12 protein-coding genes are annotated in these 16,415 nt (G+C 70.8%); 6 read left to right on the forward strand and 6 right to left on the reverse strand.

The window, feature by feature from the left end; translation table 11 throughout:
• The first annotated feature begins 32 nt into the window (after positions 1 to 32).
• Entirely contained in the window at positions 33 to 1,472 is a 1,440-nt protein-coding gene (locus HSO01S_RS11860; RefSeq protein WP_066041658.1) for an NAD(P)H-quinone dehydrogenase, read from the forward strand.
• Positions 1,473 to 1,507: 35 nt separating this feature from the next.
• On the opposite strand, the gene HSO01S_RS11865 is transcribed toward HSO01S_RS11860, so the two are convergent.
• The 3 genes from HSO01S_RS11865 to HSO01S_RS11875 form a co-directional block, all read right to left on the reverse strand.
• Entirely contained in the window at positions 1,508 to 3,031 is a 1,524-nt protein-coding gene (locus tag HSO01S_RS11865) for a Gfo/Idh/MocA family oxidoreductase (protein WP_066041660.1), read from the reverse strand.
• Positions 3,032 to 3,125: 94 nt separating this feature from the next.
• Positions 3,126 to 4,919 (reverse strand): acetyl/propionyl/methylcrotonyl-CoA carboxylase subunit alpha, encoded by a 1,794-nt coding sequence (locus HSO01S_RS11870; RefSeq protein WP_066041663.1) that lies wholly within the window; start codon positions 4,917 to 4,919, stop codon positions 3,126 to 3,128.
• 78 nt (positions 4,920 to 4,997) lie between these two features.
• Complete coding sequence (locus HSO01S_RS11875) at positions 4,998 to 5,714, reverse strand: Maf family protein (protein ID WP_066041665.1); 717 nt, start codon at positions 5,712 to 5,714, stop codon at positions 4,998 to 5,000.
• A gap of 43 nt (positions 5,715 to 5,757) precedes the next feature.
• Between HSO01S_RS11875 and HSO01S_RS11880 the strand changes: the two genes are divergently transcribed.
• The gene (locus HSO01S_RS11880; RefSeq protein WP_157079041.1) at positions 5,758 to 7,248 is read left to right on the forward strand and encodes a class I SAM-dependent RNA methyltransferase; all 1,491 of its coding nucleotides are present in this window, start codon (positions 5,758 to 5,760) and stop codon (positions 7,246 to 7,248) included.
• 58 nt (positions 7,249 to 7,306) lie between these two features.
• Here HSO01S_RS11880 and HSO01S_RS11885 read toward each other — a convergent pair whose 3' ends face one another.
• Complete coding sequence (locus HSO01S_RS11885; RefSeq protein WP_066041666.1) at positions 7,307 to 8,371, reverse strand: cell wall-binding repeat-containing protein; 1,065 nt, start codon at positions 8,369 to 8,371, stop codon at positions 7,307 to 7,309.
• A gap of 103 nt (positions 8,372 to 8,474) precedes the next feature.
• On the opposite strand from HSO01S_RS11885, the gene HSO01S_RS11890 reads away from it, so the two are divergent.
• Genes HSO01S_RS11890 through HSO01S_RS11900 form a run of 3 tightly spaced genes read left to right on the forward strand, consistent with a single transcriptional unit; the run spans position 8,475 to position 11,556 of the window.
• Positions 8,475 to 9,176 (forward strand): response regulator transcription factor, encoded by a 702-nt coding sequence (locus tag HSO01S_RS11890; RefSeq protein WP_245636003.1) that lies wholly within the window; start codon positions 8,475 to 8,477, stop codon positions 9,174 to 9,176.
• An 8-nt stretch (positions 9,177 to 9,184) separates the two neighbouring features.
• Positions 9,185 to 10,498, forward strand: a complete 1,314-nt coding sequence (locus tag HSO01S_RS11895) for a sensor histidine kinase (protein WP_066041668.1) — start codon at positions 9,185 to 9,187, stop codon at positions 10,496 to 10,498.
• Between the two features lie 5 nt (positions 10,499 to 10,503).
• A complete protein-coding gene (locus tag HSO01S_RS11900; protein ID WP_245636004.1) occupies positions 10,504 to 11,556 on the forward strand; it encodes a DUF8320 family protein in 1,053 nt (350 codons plus the stop codon).
• Between the two features lie 239 nt (positions 11,557 to 11,795).
• Here the strand turns inward: HSO01S_RS11900 and HSO01S_RS11905 are convergent, their stop codons facing one another.
• On the reverse strand, positions 11,796 to 12,020 hold the full coding sequence (locus HSO01S_RS11905; RefSeq protein WP_066041674.1) for an acyl-CoA carboxylase epsilon subunit: 225 nt from the start codon (positions 12,018 to 12,020) through the stop codon (positions 11,796 to 11,798).
• A gap of 81 nt (positions 12,021 to 12,101) precedes the next feature.
• Between HSO01S_RS11905 and HSO01S_RS11910 the strand changes: the two genes are divergently transcribed.
• Complete coding sequence (locus HSO01S_RS11910) at positions 12,102 to 14,618, forward strand: bifunctional lysylphosphatidylglycerol flippase/synthetase MprF (RefSeq protein ID WP_066041675.1); 2,517 nt, start codon at positions 12,102 to 12,104, stop codon at positions 14,616 to 14,618.
• 34 nt (positions 14,619 to 14,652) lie between these two features.
• Here HSO01S_RS11910 and HSO01S_RS11915 read toward each other — a convergent pair whose 3' ends face one another.
• Entirely contained in the window at positions 14,653 to 16,224 is a 1,572-nt protein-coding gene (locus HSO01S_RS11915) for an acyl-CoA carboxylase subunit beta (RefSeq protein WP_066042197.1), read from the reverse strand.
• Between the last annotated feature and the right edge of the window lie 191 nt (positions 16,225 to 16,415).

Below are 16,415 nucleotides of genomic sequence, written 5' to 3' on the forward strand. Positions count from 1 at the left end.
GCGGGCTTCCGCCGACACAGGACAATGGAGGCATGGGCAATGCATTCGAGCGCAAGCAGAGGGTCGCCGTCGTCGGGGGAGGCCCCGGGGGCTACGAGGCCGCGATCGCCGGAGCGCAGCTCGGGGCCGAGGTCACGCTGATCGAACAGGTCGGCGTGGGCGGATCGGCCGTCATCACCGACGTCGTGCCCTCGAAGACCCTGATCGCCGTGGCCGAAGCCACCAACGCGATCGGTGAGGCCGCCGACCTCGGCGTGCAGTTCTTCGCCCGCAACGAGACCACCGGCCGGCCGGTTCGCCCCGAGGTCGCCGTCAACCTGGCGCAGGTCAACAAACGGCTGCTCGGCCTCGCCCGGCAGCAGTCGGAGGACATGCGGGCCAGCCTCATCCGTGCCGGCGTCAAGATCGTCAGCGGCCACGGTCGCCTCGACGGCCCCGACTCGATCATCGTCTCGACCGGCGCCGGAGCCGACGGCGTCGACTTCGACCACATCGACGCCGACACGATCGTCGTCTCGGTCGGCGCGAGCCCGCGACTGCTGCCGAGCGCCATGCCCGACGGCGAGCGGATCTTCACCTGGACCCAGCTCTACGGCCTCACCGACGTGCCCGAGCACCTCATCGTCGTCGGGTCGGGTGTCACCGGCGCCGAGTTCGCCTCGGCCTACCGGGCGCTGGGCTCGCAGGTGACGCTGATCTCCTCGCGCGACCAGGTGCTGCCGGGTGAGGATGCGGATGCCGCCGCCGTGATCGAGAACGTCTTCAAGCGCAACGGGATGACCGTGCTCTCGAAGTCCCGCGCCGACTCGGTCGAGCGCACCGCGACCGGAGTGGTCGCCACCCTGTCGGACGGCACGAAGGTCGAGGGCTCGCACTGCCTGATGGCGGTCGGCTCGATCCCGAACACGCGGGGCATCGGCCTGGAGGAGGCGGGCATCCAGCTCTCCGAGTCGGGGCACATCCGCGTGAACCGCGTCGCCCGCACGAGCGCGCCGAACATCTACGCCGCCGGAGACTGCACCACGTTCCTGCCGCTGGCCTCGGTCGCGTCGATGCAGGGCCGCACGGCGATGTTCCACGCGATGGGGGATGCGGTGAACCCGACCGAGCTCCGCAACGTCGCGTCGAACATCTTCACCCAGCCGCAGATCGCGACCGTGGGCTGGACCCAGCGGCAGATCGAGGAGGGCATCGCCCAGGGCGACATCTACAAGCTGCCGCTCTCGTCGAACCCGCGCGCCAAGATGATGGGCATCAAGGACGGCTTCGTGAAGCTGTTCGCCCGCACCGGTTCGGGCACGGTCATCGGCGGCGTCGTCGTGGCGCCCAACGCCTCCGAGCTCATCTTCCCGATCGCGCTCGCGGTCGAGCACCGCCTCACGGTCGACCAGGTCTCCCGTGCCTTCACGGTGTACCCGTCGCTCTCGGGCAGCATCTCGGATGCGGCCCGGGCCATGCACATCGTGCTCTAGCGGCTCCGCGTGGCTGGGCGTCGACCGTCGGCCGGTTAGAGGATCGTCTCGACCCGGAAGACGGTCGTCACGAGCGGGCCCGGATCGGTCGCCGTCCACTCCGGGTCGGCGAGGTGGTCGCGCACGGCCTCCGTCAGAGTGCCGAAGTAGGCGACGTGCGCGGCGCGCCAGTCGTCCAGCGACGAGGACTCGTGCGAGGCCAGGTCGAGCGTGATGCTGCCGAGGGTGGTGTCGGCCACCTCGAGGTACTCGATCACCGCGACGGGCTCGCCCGAGGAGCCGATCAGCGCGCGGCGCTCGCCGACGACGGGCACCGGCTGCGCGCGATCGTGCAGCTCGTAGGCGACGCGCAGGGTGGTCGAGCCGGTCTTGCGGCCGCTCAGGATGAGGTCGACGAGCTGGTCGCGGAAGGCTCCGGGCGTGCCGAACTCGAGCCGTTCGAGCGTCGACGGGTCGGTGTGGGCGGCGGCGGCCGCTGAGGCGGCCAGGATGTCGTCCACGAGCTGCATGGTGCCCACGTTGTCCCAAGCGTCGCTGGGCCGGTCGTCGTCGGCGTCGGTACCGGTGCCGGCGGTGGATGTCGTGTCGTCCTCGGCGCCCGCGTGTGCGGCGACCACGTCGGCGAAGGCCCGCAGCTCGCCCACGAAGCCGCGCAGGTACAGGTCGCGACCGATGCCCGACATGGCGCTCTCCGCGGGGCGGTGCACGGTGACGACTTCGGGCAGCGACTGCCAGCCGGGGGCCGCGGAAGGCGCATCCGGTGTCGTGTGCACCCGCAGTTCCACCGCATCCTGGGTCTCGGCGAAGCCGCGATCGCCCGAGACGCGGAGGCTCTCGGTCTCGTTCGAGCGGCTGGGCAGGCCGGTGAGGTCGAGGGTGCCCGCCACGCCCGAGGCGAAGCGGAGGGTGATCGAGAGGGCCACGTTGGCGCCCTCGCCCGAGTTCACGGCGCTGACCGAGACGGCTTCGCCGAACAGGTAGCGCACCAGGTCGACGAGGTGGATGGCGGCGAACTTGAGGTAATCCTCCTCGTCGCGGCAGAACGGGGTGCTGTCGCAGGCGAAGTGCACCGAGAAGGAGCACAGGGTGCCGAGCTCGCCGTCGTCGAGCAGGGCGCGCAGTCGCCGGTACACCGGAGCGTGCCGCTTCATGAAGCCGACCCGCACGGGCACTCCGGCGGCCTCGGCCTCGCGGGCGATCACGCGGGCCTCGGCGGCGTTCCAGCCGAGCGGCTTGTCGGCGAACACGGGGCGGCCCGCGGCGATCGACTCCCGCGCGAGCCGCGCCTGATCGGCGGCCTGCGCCACCACGATCACGCCGTCGAGCGAGTCGTCGGCGAGCAGTTCGGCGGCCGAGCCGTAGGGCGTGGCCTCGGGGGCGCCGAAGCGGATGAGCGCCTCGGCCGAGCGCGCGGCGTCGCGGGTGGCGAGCGCGGCGAGCGACACCCCGGCGAGGCCGAGGGCGGGCAGGATGTTCGTGGTGGCGTGGAAGCCGGCACCGATCATCCCGATCCGCGGTTCGGGGCGCTCGTCGTGGTGCTGCTGCGGATCCATGGTCATCCCTCGTTCGTCGTGATGGTGGCGCTCCGCCGCGCGCCCGCGGACGACCGCTCAGCCGATGATGGTCAGGCGGTGATGGTCACGCCGGCGACGGTCAGCCGGTGATGGTCAGCAGTACGTGGCCCGACGAGACCGTGGCGCCGACGGTGGCGGCGAGGTTCGTGACCACGCCGTCTTTGTGGGCGGTGATGGGCTGCTCCATCTTCATGGCCTCGAGCACGAGCACGAGGTCGCCCTTGACGACCGTGTCGTCTTCGGCGACAGCCAGCTTCACCACGGTGGCCTGCATGGGGGCCTTCACCGCGTCGCCGCTGGCGCTGCTGGACGAGGCCGACGAGACTCCGTGACGGGTGGGGGCCGCGCCCGAGGTGGCGGATCCGCCGGACGACGCCGAGCCCGACCGGGCGCCGGCCGCGAGCAGGCGGGCCGGGAGGGCTACCTCGACGCGCTTGCCGTCGACCTCGACGACGACGGTGCGGCGCTCGGGTGCGGGAGCCGCATCCTCGAGCGACCCGCTCCACGGCTCGGCCGGGTTGTCGTACTCGGTCTCGATCCAGCGGGTGTAGATGGAGAAGGGCGTGCCCTCCTCGGGCGCGAAGGCCGGGTTGCGCACCACGTCGCGGTGGAAGGGCAGCACCGTGGGCAGGCCGGCCACCTCGAACTCGTCGAGGGCGCGGCGGGAGCGCTCCAGCGCATCCTCTCGCGACGACCCCGTCACGATGAGCTTGGCGAGCAGGGAGTCGAACGAGCCCGAGATCACGTCGCCGGCCTGCACGCCGGAGTCGACGCGGACGCCGGGACCGCCGGCGGGCTTGAAGACGTGCACGGGGCCGGGGGAGGGGAGGAAGGAGCGACCCGGATCCTCACCGTTGATGCGGAACTCGAAGGAGTGGCCGTGCGGCGCGGGGTCGTCATAGTCGAGCACGCCGCCCTCGGCGAGGCGGAACTGCTCGCGCACCAGGTCGATTCCAGTGACCTCTTCGGAGACCGGGTGCTCGACCTGCAGGCGGGTGTTGACCTCGAGGAACGACACCGTTCCGTCTTTGCCGACGAGGAACTCGCAGGTGCCGGCGCCGAGGTAGCCGACCTCTTTGAGGATCGCCTTCGACGCGGAGTAGAGCAGCGCGTTCTGCTCGTCCGAGAGGAAGGGCGCGGGGGCCTCCTCGACGAGCTTCTGGTGCCGGCGCTGCAGCGAGCAGTCGCGGGTCGAGACGACGACCACGTTGCCGTGCGCGTCGGCGAGGCATTGGGTCTCGACGTGCCGGGGGCGGTCGAGGTACTTCTCGACGAAGCACTCACCGCGGCCGAAGGCGGCGATCGCCTCGCGGGTGGCGGACTCGAACTGCTCGGGGACCTCTTCGATCGTGCGGGCGACCTTGAGGCCGCGGCCGCCGCCGCCGAACGCCGCCTTGATCGCGACGGGCAGACCGTGCTCGGCGACGAAGGCGAGCACCTCCTCGGCGCCGTTCACGGGGTCGATCGTTCCCGGAGCGAGCGGAGCGCCGACCTTCTCGGCGACGTGACGGGCCGAGACCTTGTCGCCGAGCTTCTCGATCGCCTCGGGGCTCGGGCCGATCCAGATCAGGCCCGCGTCGATCACTGCGCGGGCGAAGTCGGCGTTCTCGGCGAGGAAGCCGTAGCCGGGGTGCACGGCGTCGGCGCCGGAGCGACGGGCGACCGAAAGGATCTTGTCGATCACGAGGTAGGTCTCGGCGCTGGTCGTGCCGTCGAGGGCGTAGGCCTCGTCGGCCAGCTGCACGTGCAGCGCATCCCGATCCTGGTCGGCGTAGACGGCGACGGAGAGGATTCCGCTGTCGCGAGCGGCCCGGATGACCCGGACGGCGATCTCGCCTCGGTTGGCGATGAGGACCTTGGAGATACGAGGCATAATCTCAAGCTTATTGCCGCGGTGCATAACCCTTTTGGCATGTGGCGACAAAAATGCCGCCGTCACTGCTCGCAGTGTCTACAACGAACCGTGCTCGCGGGGCCGGTTCCAGAGGTCGGTCCAGTCGACGCCGGCTTCGCGGAGGAGGTCGCGAACCACTGGCAGGGACATCCCGATCACCGCCGACGGGGCGCCCGTGATGGTGCGGATGAACGGGGCCGCGAGCCCGTCGATGGTGAAGGCTCCGGCCACCAGCAGGGGTTCGCCCGAACCGACGTAGGCGTCGATCTCGGCGTCGGTGATGTCGTCGGCGAAGGTGAGCTCGGCGTGGTCGGTGCGACCGGCGGCCCCACGCCGCTGTCCGCCCCGGTGATCGATCAGCCAGTGCCCCGAGTGCAGCACGCCGGTGCGGCCGCGCTGTCCGATCCAGCGCTCGCGGGCGACGTCAGGACGGTGCGGCTTGCCGTAGGCGATTCCGTCGAGCTCGAACGCGGAGTCGCCGCCGAGGATGAAGCCGTCCACGGGCTGCGGGTCGGCCGCGAGGGAGTCGGCCGCGCCCTGGTGGGGGACGTAGCCGCCCGCTCGGGCGACGGCGTCGGCCACCGCTTCGGCCTTGGCCTCGGCGAGCAGCTGCACCATCTCGGCGGTGGTCAGCGGGCCGCGCTCGGCGACCGCGCGCTCGACGGCCGCATCCTCGTCGACCTCGGAGGGCAGCACGACCGGCTCGATGCCGATCTGGCGCAGCAGGGCGAGGCGGGCGGGCGAGGTCGAGGCGAGGTAGAGGCGCACGCGCACAGCCTAAGGGGAGTCTCGGATCGCGGTGTGGGATGCTCGCAGGATGGCCGAACAACGCTCTTCCTCCTCGTCTTCCTCCTCGTCTTCGTCGTCCGCTTCGTCGTCCGCCCCGTCGGTCGAGTCGCCCGTCGAACTGCAGATCGACTCGATCGCGCACGGCGGAGTCTCCGTGGCCCGTCTCGACGGGCGGGTCGTCTTCGTGGCCGACGCGATCCCGGGCGAGCGGGTGCTGGCTCGGGTGACCGACGACGGCAAGAGCTCGTTCTGGCGCGCCGAGACGGTCGAGGTGCTCGACGCCTCGCCGGACCGCGTGCCGCACGTGTGGTCGGCCGCGTCGATCGAGCGTGACCCGCGGGCTCGTGCCGGGGGTGCCGAGTTCGGGCACATCTCGCTTCCGCGTCAGCGGGCGCTGAAGGCCGAGGTGCTGACGGATGCGCTGCACCGGTTCGGCGGGCTCGACCGGTCGGTGCCGCTCGAGGTGGAGGTGGAGCCGATCGGAAGCGGCGCGCTGCGCGAGGACGGGACGCGCTGGCGTTCGCGCATCCGCCTGCACCGCGGGGCCGACGGACGCTTCGGGCCGTACGCGGCTCGCTCGCACACGGTCGTGCCGGTCGAGGACCTGCCCCTGGCCACCGCTGCGGTGGAGGAGGCCGTGGCCTTCGGGCGTCGGATGGACGATGTGGATGCCGCGGCGATCGAGATCGTGGAGACCTCGGAGGGCGAGGTGCGGGTGCTCGAGGTCGCCGAGGAGCGGTCGAAGACCGGGCGCGGCGGCCGAGGGGCTCGTGGCTCCGGTGGTCGTGGGGCGTCGGCTCATGGTGCCGGCGGGCGGGGGCGACGGGATGCGGGACGCTCCGGTTCTGCCGGTTCGGGTGCGGGCGCCTCGGACCGCGATGGCTCGGAGGGCTCGGCGCCGAAGACGGCCGCCACGATCGTGGAGCGGGTCGGTGACCGGGAGTTCCGCCTCGCGGAGAACGGGTTCTGGCAGGTGCACGTCGATGCCGCCCGCACCTTGACCGAGGTGGTGCAGTCGCAGACCCGCGCCGACCTCTTCGACCCGCGCGCGGCGAACCAGGACCTGTACGGCGGAGTGGGCCTGCTCGCCGCCGCGATCGCCGACCGCTTCGGCCCGGCGACCCGCATCACGAGTGTCGAGAGCGACCCGATGGCCACCGATCACGCCGCCGAGAACCTCGCCGAATGGCTCGGCGCTCGGGCGGTCACCGGCCGGGTCGACCGTTACCTCGCCGAGCTCGAGCGCACCGCCGCCGGCTCGGCCGAGGACCGCCGCCGCCTGGCCGCGGCCACCGTCGTGATCGACCCGCCGCGTTCGGGGGCCGGCCGGCAGGTGGTCGAGTCGCTGGCCCGTCTCGACGTCGCCCAGGTCGTCTACGTCGCCTGCGACCCGGTCGCCTTCGCCCGCGACCTCGCCACCTTCCGGGAGGCGGGCTACGAGCTCGACGCCCTTCGTGCGTTCGACCTCTTCCCGCACACCCACCACTTCGAAACCGTAGGCACCCTCGTCCGCGCCTGACCGGACGCACGGACCCCGACGACCGGTATAGGCCGGTCGTCGAGGCGCGGCTGCCCGCCTAGCGCGTGCGGATCACCTCGTACCGCGAGAGCTGATCCACGACGTCGTCCGAGATCGTCAGCGGACCGCCCAGCACGATCACGCGATCCGGCTCCAGCGTTTCGAGTGTCGCGGCGACCGACGACGGAATCGCCCGGTCCTGCACCAGCAGCACCGGTGAGTCCTGTCTGATCGCGGCAGCCGACGCGGTCAGCGCATCCGGGAACTGCTGGCCCGAGGCAATGTAGACGGTTCCGCCCCGCTGACCCGAGAAGGCGAGATCGGCGACGGCGGCCGAGGTCGCGTACCGATCGGCCCCGGAGACCCGTACAACTGTGGCCACCGCATTCAACTGCTGTACGGCGGTCTCCGCCACCGTGTTGACCCCACCGACCACGACGATCCGGCCCGGCTGAAGCGCGCGGATGCGATCGAGCACCACCTGAGGCACCGTGTCTTTCTGCGTCAGCAGCACCGGCGAGTCCTTTCCGGCGCCTGCCCCGGCGCTCAGCGAGTCCGCGGCGAGTTCGCCCGACGCGACGAAGACCACCGGAGCGGTGTTGAATGTCGCCCCAGCGATCGCGGCAGAGACCTCGTACCGGTCCGCGCCTCCGATCCGGTCGACCGTCAGCCCGCGGGCCAGCAGTGCGTTCTGAACGACAGGGCTCACACTCGAGGGCCCGCCGAGGATGACAACCCGATCGGCCCCCATCCGCGAGATCCGCTCGAGCGTGTTGTCGCTGATCGAGTCCCGCTGCGTCAGCAACACGGGGGCGTTCGCGGCCCCCGCGGCGACCGATCCGCTGAGGGCGTCGGGGAAGGTCTCGCCGGACGCGAGGAACACCGTCCTGACCGGGTCGCGGAAGATCTCGTACGCGAGTGCGTTCGCCGTCTCGTACCTATCGGTGCCGCTGATCCGCTCGGCACCACGACCGTCCTCTCCGCTCCGGACGAGCGTCTGATCGACGGACTGGATCCCGCCGAGGGCGGGAGGCGCGGCGTGGGCCGCGGGCGTACCGGTGAGCAGGGCCGCCAGGGCCCCGAAGGTGATCGCACCGGCGAGCGATCTGATGTGTCGGGTCATACCTGAGAAAATATCACTGCAGGTGTCGAGAAGCACGACTTTCCTGAGAATTCGTCGAAAATATCACGGTCGTAGGATAGGCGCAGGTCGACGAGGGGTGACGGTGCACGTGGAGACGACGGATGCGCGAACCGACGGACCCACCCCACCCACCACCCCCGTCCGCGTTGCGATCGTCGACGACCACGAGTCCGTGCGCCTGGGCATCCGCGCCGCCTGCCAGGAGGCGGGCTTCGAGGTCGTCGCGGCCGCCGCATCCGTGAGCGAGCTCTGGGTGGCGCTCGCGGGGAAGCAGTGCGACGTCGTCGTGCTCGACCTCAGCCTCGGCGACGGGTTCAGCGTCACCGAGAACGTGCAGCACGCCCGTTCGATGGGCGCCGCCGTGCTCGTGCACAGCATCGCCGACCGGGTCGGGCTGGTGCGCGAGGCGCTCGCCGCGGGCGCCGCCGGCGTCATCCCGAAGTCGGCCGCCACGAGCGCGGTGATCGGTGCCGTCGCGGCTGTCGCCCGGGGCGACGTGCTCAACAACCTCGAGTGGGCGAGCGCGATCGACGCCGACCGCGAGTTCGGCAAGGCCCAGCTCGCCCAGCGCGAGCGCGACGTGCTGCACCTGTACGCCTCCGGCCTCCCGCTCTCCCAGGTCGCGCTGAAGCTCGGCATCAAGACCTCGACCGCCAAGGAGTACCTCGACCGCATCCGCGCGAAGTACGTCGAGGTCGGCCGCCCGGCCCGGTCGAAGGTCGAGCTGCTGCGCCGCGCCGTCGAAGACGGCATCCTCGCGCTGGACGACACAGGGCAGAACTGACCGGCGCCATGTCGACCGAAGCCGGCCCCCCGCTCAGTCGCCCGCGCTTCAGCCGGGCCCAGATCGACAGCACCCTCGCGCGCCTCGAGGGCCTGTTCGGGTTCGGGTTCGCGCTGCTGTCGCTCCCGGTGCTGAGCGCCTCCCTCGACACGCTCAAGCCCGAGTGGGCCTGGGGCGTGGCGATCGTGACCTTCGGATCGATCGCCGTGGCGTTCGCCTGCTCGCTGGTCGGTCGCGGCATCCGTATCAGCATGGCCCTCGTCGCCCTGCTCTTCGTCCTCACCCTGCTGCTCTGGCCGCTCGCGGTGCGCACGCCGGATGCCGCGCTCGGCGTCCAGCCCTGGCTCTGGTACATCGTGATCGTCGCGATCGGAGCGGCCGGCATCTCGTTCCCGACGAGGTGGGCGGCCGTCTACACGGTCGCGGTCCCGGCGATGTTCGCGGTGCTCCGCATCCTGCCCGCGGGTGGTGGCGTCGGCTGGGAGCTCGCGGGGCTCGACGCGGTCTACGCGCTCGTGCTCGGCTCGTTCGTCGTCATCGTCATCACCACGCTGCGGACGGCGGCGTCCCAGGTGGATGCGGCGCAGACGCTGGCCGCGCGCCGCTACGCCGACGCCGCGAAGCGCCACGCGACCGAGCAGGAACGCACCCGGGTCGACACGGTCATCCATGACCGCGTGCTCTCGTCCTTGCTCGCTGCGGCCCGCGCCGCCACCCCCGCCGACCGGACTCTCGCCGTGCAGATGGCCGAGCAGGCGCTGGTCGCGCTGCACAGCGCCGACGCCGAGTCCGACGGCGCGGCCGACCAGCCCGTCGTGGTGCTGGTCGAGCGCCTTCGCGCCCTCAGCGGCACCCTCGACGCGGAGATCGCCTTCGAGCAGGAGGGCGACCTCGGCGGCGTCCTGCCAGCGCGGGTGCTCGAGGGGATGTACGCGGCGGCGGTGCAGGCCGTGGTCAACAGCATCCGGCACGCCGACCCCGACGAGCGTCCGGCCCCCGCAGCCCCCGCCGGCAACGTCGGCCCCGCTGACACCACCGCCCACCTCGACATCGAGGACACCGTCCCCCTCGCCCCCGCCGGCCCTCGCCGCGTGACCCGCAGCATCCGGATGCACGGCTGGGGCGTCGCCGGCCTCACCGTGGTGATCGCCGACACCGGAGCCGGGTTCGACGTCGATGCGGTGCCGGCCGACCGGCTCGGTCTCCGCATCTCGATCCGCGAACGCCTGAGCGCCGTCGGGGGAGCAGCCCACGTCCGCTCGGCGCCCGGCGCCGGCACCTCCGTCATCCTCGAGTGGCCGGACGAGGGGGTCCACGCGTGATCGCGATGCCCCGCGCCATCCTGGTGGGCCTGGCGGCCCTGTTCTCGGGGTTGCACATCGTCCTCGGCATCTCGGCCCTCGACGCACCCGACTCGCCATGGCCCGCGGTGGTCGCCATGGTGCTCTACGCGGCCGCGACCGTCGTGAGCCTCGCGCCCTCCGGCCGGGTCAGGATGCCCGCCGGCATGGCCGCCGCCAACATCGCGGTGATCTCGGTCGGGCTGATCCTGGTGCTGACCCAGCTCGATCCGGGGAAGCAGAACGGTTATGCCACCTGGATCGTCGGCGCCGTCGGCACCCTCATGACGATCACGGCCGTGCGGCAGCGGCCCTGGTTCGCCTGGGCCGGGATCGCCCTGATGCTGCTGGCCATGCTGATCTGGTCGCGGAACATCCTCGAGCTGCCGGCACTCGGAGCGATCGGCGGCCCGGTGTGGGTGGGCGTCGCGCACGCCACCTCGGTCGCGATCGCGCGTGCCGCCCGGGATGCCCGACTGCTCGAGCAGGCCGAGCAGCGTGCGGCTGAGTGGCAGGCCCAGGAGGAGGCCGAGTTCTTCGAACGACGGATGCGGCTGGCGCAGATGAACCGCCGGGTCGAGCCCATGCTCCGCACGATCGTCACCTCGGAGGGTGCGCTCGACGACGAGCAACGCCGCGAGTGCCTGCACCTGGAGGCGGCGATGCGGGACGAGATCCGTGGCCGGCGGCTGCTCGACGACCGGGTGCGCACCGAGGTCATGCTCGCCCGGCGCCGTGGTGTCGAGGTGACGCTGCTGGACGACGGCGGCATCGACGAGCTCGACAGGGAGGACCACGCCCGGGTCACCGCCGCGATCGCGCGGGAGATCGGCGGGACGACGGCCGATCGCGTGGTGGTGCGCACAGCGCACGACGACGAGACGGTCGCGGTGACGATCGTGGGGCTCACGGCCACGGCGGAGAGTGCGGCCGACGATCCCGAGGTCGCCCTCTGGGTGGAGGTGCCGCGCACGGCCGAGCCGCACACTGCCGAACCGTCCGGACGGGCCCCGGACGAAGAAGTGCCGGGGGCCGACTGACGTCGACCCCCGGCGAGTCTTCGAGTCAGGACGACAACCCGAATATCGCCCTGACTCGCCCCCGGAAACGAGCCCGCTTACCCTAGTCGACCCGTTCCGGCGGTGCCCCTCCAGAAGAGAGACACCTTGCGATACCTATTCTGATGATCCGGATGCAAGCGCACAGTCGGTCTTTCGGAGGACATTTTCGCGGGCGCTCTCAGCCAGCGCCCAACCAGCATCCAGATGGATGGGACAGCTCAGGCGCTGAAGCCCCGCCACTGCCCGGCACCCGGCTGAAGCGGCGCGCGCACGGTGCGCTGACTGCGCTCCCAGGCGGAGGGATTGATCCTGACGCCGGAGTGCAGCTCGTCGAGCTCCTCCTCCACGGCGGCCTCGACGACCGCGACCACGGCCGCGAGCTCATCGGGGGAGAGGGCTGGTGTCAGCACGCGCAGGGGCGTGGCATCCGTCGTCTCGTCCACAGGGTCGAGGCTACATTAGATCCAGGCCGCAGCAGGCCAGCGGAACGGGGCGGAAACCCGGCCCGCAGAGGGGACCGGGGAATGAAGAACACGCTCGACTTCGCGGGGAGGTACCTGCGCACGGTGCCCTTCAGCATCGCGTTCGCCGCGATCATCCTCGTCACCGCGCTCGTCGCCGGGACGTTCTTCGGCACCGCGTCGGCCGACACGCAGGCCGCCTGGGCTGCGGGGGTCACGACGACCGTCGACCTCGGCACCTGGTGGTCGGTGTTCACGGCGCTGTTCATCCCGTGGGATCCGTTCCAGCTGGTCTGGGGCATCGTCGGCTCGCTCGTGCTGCTCGGCGTCGCCGAGCGCCACCTCGGCCGCCGGCGCCTGGTGCCGGTGTTCTTCGCGACCGGTCTCCTCGGGGTGGGGCTCGGTGTGGTGGTGCAGTGGGCCGGCTCGCTCTTCGGCGAGTGGTGGGCCGCGGGCACGAGCGCCGACCTGACCATGGATCCGCTCACGCCGATCGTCGGCTCGCTGCTCACCGCGAGTGCGTTCATGACCGCGCTCTGGCGCCGCCGCGTCCGGCTGGTCGCGTTCGGCCTGTTGATCATGTTCGCCCTCTACGACGGCGACACCTCGACCGTGTACCGCCTGATCGCCGGCATCGCGGGGCTCGTGATCGGCCACTTCCTCTCCGGCCGCGCGCACCGGGTCGTGTTCCTCAAGAGCTCGTTCGGCGAGGTGCGCCTCCTGATCGCCACGATCGTGCTGATCACCGCCGTCGGCCCCCTGGTCTCGCTCCTCAACCCCGACGGCAACGGCGCCTTCGGGCTGGCCGGCAGCTTCTACGGCGACATCTTCCCGAGCGCCGCCGCGATCAACGAGCTCTGCGACACCGCGACCTCCGCGGCCTGCGACGACATGCGCCGGCTCGCCGCCCTCGGGGGCATCGGCCCGATCGTGCAGACCTTCGTCCCGCTCGCGCTGCTTCTGGTCGCCGCGTGGGGCCTCCGCCGCGGTCGGCGTTTCGCGCTCTGGCTCGCCGTGCTGACGAACATCGCGCAGATCGTGCTGGCCTTCGTCTTCCTCGGTCTGGCCGCCTCGTTCGTCCCGCTCGTCGACGGCGACACCAGCGAGCTGCAGGCCGTCGACATCGGCGAGTACATCGTCTGGGGCGGGTCGACGGTGCTCGTTCCCCTGGCCGTCGCCATCCTCCTCGTGATCGCGCGGAAGCGGTTCGCCGTGCGGGCGCCGCGGGAGGCCGTCATCCGCTTCGCCGTCATCGTGATCGGGAGCTTCCTCGCGCTGTCGCTGGTCTACCTCGTCGCCGGCGGCATCACGATCGGGCAGTTCACGCCCGGCGGGATCACGATCGTCGACCTCGTCTTCGACCTCCCGCGGCGCTTCCTGCCGGTCACGATGATCGGGGTCACCGGCGACGTCGTCGTGCCCTCGGCCGGGGTGACGCTGTTCCTCTTCCAGTGGATGGGCCCGGTCTTCTGGGCCGTCTTCACAGTGGCCTCCTTCCAGCTGCTCGCCTCGATGGAGCAGTCGGTGACCGTCGGCGATCACCAGCGCATCCGCGCCCTGCTGCGCCGTGGCGGTGGCGGGACGCTCGGCTGGATGGCCACCTGGCCCGGCAACGTCTACTGGTTCAACGAGGCGGGGGATGCGGCGGTCGCCTACCGGGTCATCAACGGTGTCGCCATCACGATGAGCGACCCCGTGTGCCGGCCGGGCGACGAGGGGCGCACGGTGCGCGACTTCGTGGCGTTCTGCGACGCCCGCGGCTGGATCCCGGTCTTCTACAGCGTGCACGAGCAGTTCCTGCCGGTCTTCGACGAACTCGAGTGGCAGTACATGTCCGTGGGTGAGGAGACTCTGATGCACCCGCAGTCGCTCGAGATGACGGGCAAGTCCTGGCAGAACGTGCGCTCGTCGCTGAACCGCGGCGTCCGCGAGGGCATGACCACGGTCTGGACCACCTACGACGAGCTCTCCCGCTCGTACATCTCGCAGATCAATGCGATCTCCGAGGCCTGGGTCTCGGAGAAGGAGCTGCCCGAGATGGGCTTCACCCTCGGAGCGCTCGAGGAGATCAAGGATCCGGACGTCAAGCTCATGCTCGCGATCGATGCCGAGGGGCGGATCGCGGCGGTCACCAGCTGGCTGCCCGAGTTCCGTGACGGTGTGCCGGTCGGCTACACGCTCGACTTCATGCGTCGGGCCGACGGCTCGATGGGCGGCACGATGGAGTTCCTGATCGCCTCCTCGGCGCTGCACATGAAGGAGGAGGGCGTCGAGGTGCTCTCGCTCTCCGGGGCACCGCTCGCGGTCGCGCCCGTGCCCAAGGGCGAGGAGCCGCCGGCGCCGACCGTGATGACCGGGCTCGCCGAGTTCCTGGCGAAGGCGCTCGAGCCGGCCTACGGCTTCTCGTCGCTGTTCAAGTTCAAGGCGAAGTTCAACCCCACCTACTCGACCATCTACATGGCCTACCCGAACCCGCTCGCGCTGCCCACGATCGGCGGGGCGATCGGCAAGGCCTACCTGCCGTCGATGAGCGGCAAGGAGGCGGTCTCGCTGGTGCGCACCCTCATCCCGCGCCGCTGACGCGGGCCCTCGTCCCGCGCCGCTGAGGCGGACCCTACAGCGGGATGTTGCCGTGCTTCTTCGGGGGCAGGCTCGCGCGCTTCGTCTTGAGGGCCCGCAGGGCCTTCGTGATCGCGACCCGCGTCGCGGCCGGCTCGATCACGCCGTCGAGCTCGCCGCGCTCGGCCGCGAGGAAGGGCGAGGCCACGTTGTAGGTGTACTCGTTGGCGAGCTTGGTGCGCACCGCCGCGACATCCTCACCGGCTTCCTCGGCCCGCTTGATCTCGCCGCGGTAGAGGATGTTGACGGCGCCCTGGCCACCCATCACCGCGATCTCGGCCGTCGGCCAGGCGAAGTTGATGTCGGCTCCGAGCTGCTTCGAGCCCATCACGATGTACGCGCCGCCGTAAGCCTTCCGCAGGATGACCGTGACCAGCGGCACGGTCGCCTCGGCGTACGCGTAGAGCAGCTTCGCGCCGCGGCGGATGACGCCGGTCCACTCCTGGTCGGTGCCCGGCAGGTAACCCGGGACATCCACCAGCGTGAGGATCGGGATCGAGAACGCGTCGCAGAACCGCACGAAGCGCGAGGCCTTCTCGCCGGCCTCGATGTTGAGGGTTCCGGCCATGGCGCTCGGCTGGTTCGCGACGATGCCGACGCTGCGGCCCTCGATCCTCGCGAAGCCGACGACGATGTTCGGGGCGTACAGCGGCTGCGTCTCGAGGAAGTCACCGTTGTCGACGAGGTGCTCGATCACGGTGTGCACGTCGTAGGGCTGGTTCGGCGAGTCCGGGATGATCGTGTTGAGCTTGCGGTCCGCATCCGTCACCTCGAGCTCGACGGCGCTGTCGTAGACCGGGAGCTCGGCGAGGTTGTTGTCGGGCAGGAAGCTGAGGAGGGCGCGGGCGTAGTCGAGCGCGTCGTCCTCGTCGCTGGCCAGGTAGTGCGAGACGCCCGAGATCTTGTTGTGGGTGAGCGCGCCGCCGAGCTCCTCCATGCCGACGTCTTCACCGGTGACGGTCTTGATCACGTCGGGGCCGGTGACGAACATCTGGCTGGTCTTGTCGACCATGATCACGAAGTCGGTGAGGGCGGGGGAGTAGACCGCGCCGCCCGCGGCCGGGCCCATGATGATCGAGATCTGGGGGATGACACCGCTGGCGGCGGTGTTGCGGCGGAAGATCTCGCCGTACTTGCCGAGCGCGACGACGCCCTCCTGGATGCGCGCGCCACCCGAGTCGAGCATCCCGATGATCGGCACGCCGGTCTTCAGCGCCAGATCCATCACCTTGATGATCTTCTCGCCCGCGACTTCGCCGAGCGAGCCGCCGAAGATCGTGAAGTCCTGCGCGTAGACCGCGACCTGACGGCCGTGGATCGTGCCGGTTCCCGTGACGACCGCGTCGCCGTAGGGGCGGGACTTCTCCATGCCGAAGGCGTGGGTGCGGTGACGCACGAACTCGTCGATCTCGACGAAGGAGCCGTGGTCGAGCAGCTGCTCGATCCGCTCACGCGCGGTCTTCTTGCCGCGCTTGTGCTGCTTCTCGATCGCGGCCTCGCCCGAGGCGGTCACGGCCTCGTGATAGCGGTTCTTGAGATCGGCCAGTTTTCCCGCCGTCGTCATCATGTCGGGAATGGTCGTGCCGGGCTCGGTCGTCTGGTCGTCGCTCACGCCGTTCACTCTACCGGCCAGTCCAGAGGCCACCTCGTTGATGAAACCCTACAAAACCGCGGCCGGATCTCAGTCAGAACCTCCTCGACCGTTGCTCGGCCGCTTTCGTCGGTAGCGTTGCGCTGAGTGCACTAACCTGAGATATG

This window comes from Herbiconiux solani NBRC 106740, from assembly GCF_001571005.1.
GTDB classification, from domain to species: Bacteria; Actinomycetota; Actinomycetes; order Actinomycetales; family Microbacteriaceae; genus Herbiconiux; species Herbiconiux solani.

Bases quoted from the DNA above. Each gene is read 5' to 3' on its own strand.
- HSO01S_RS11860 (WP_066041658.1), top strand. From the start codon at position 33: ATGGGCAATGCATTCGAGCGCAAGCAGAGGGTCGCCGTCGTCGGGGGA.
- HSO01S_RS11865 (WP_066041660.1), bottom strand. From the start codon at position 3,031: ATGACCATGGATCCGCAGCAGCACCACGACGAGCGCCCCGAACCGCGG.
- HSO01S_RS11870 (WP_066041663.1), bottom strand. From the start codon at position 4,919: ATGCCTCGTATCTCCAAGGTCCTCATCGCCAACCGAGGCGAGATCGCC.
- HSO01S_RS11880 (WP_157079041.1), top strand. From the start codon at position 5,758: ATGGCCGAACAACGCTCTTCCTCCTCGTCTTCCTCCTCGTCTTCGTCG.
- HSO01S_RS11885 (WP_066041666.1), bottom strand. From the start codon at position 8,371: ATGACCCGACACATCAGATCGCTCGCCGGTGCGATCACCTTCGGGGCC.
- HSO01S_RS11895 (WP_066041668.1), top strand. From the start codon at position 9,185: ATGTCGACCGAAGCCGGCCCCCCGCTCAGTCGCCCGCGCTTCAGCCGG.
- HSO01S_RS11900 (WP_245636004.1), top strand. From the start codon at position 10,504: ATGCCCCGCGCCATCCTGGTGGGCCTGGCGGCCCTGTTCTCGGGGTTG.
- HSO01S_RS11910 (WP_066041675.1), top strand. From the start codon at position 12,102: ATGAAGAACACGCTCGACTTCGCGGGGAGGTACCTGCGCACGGTGCCC.
- HSO01S_RS11915 (WP_066042197.1), bottom strand. From the start codon at position 16,224: ATGATGACGACGGCGGGAAAACTGGCCGATCTCAAGAACCGCTATCAC.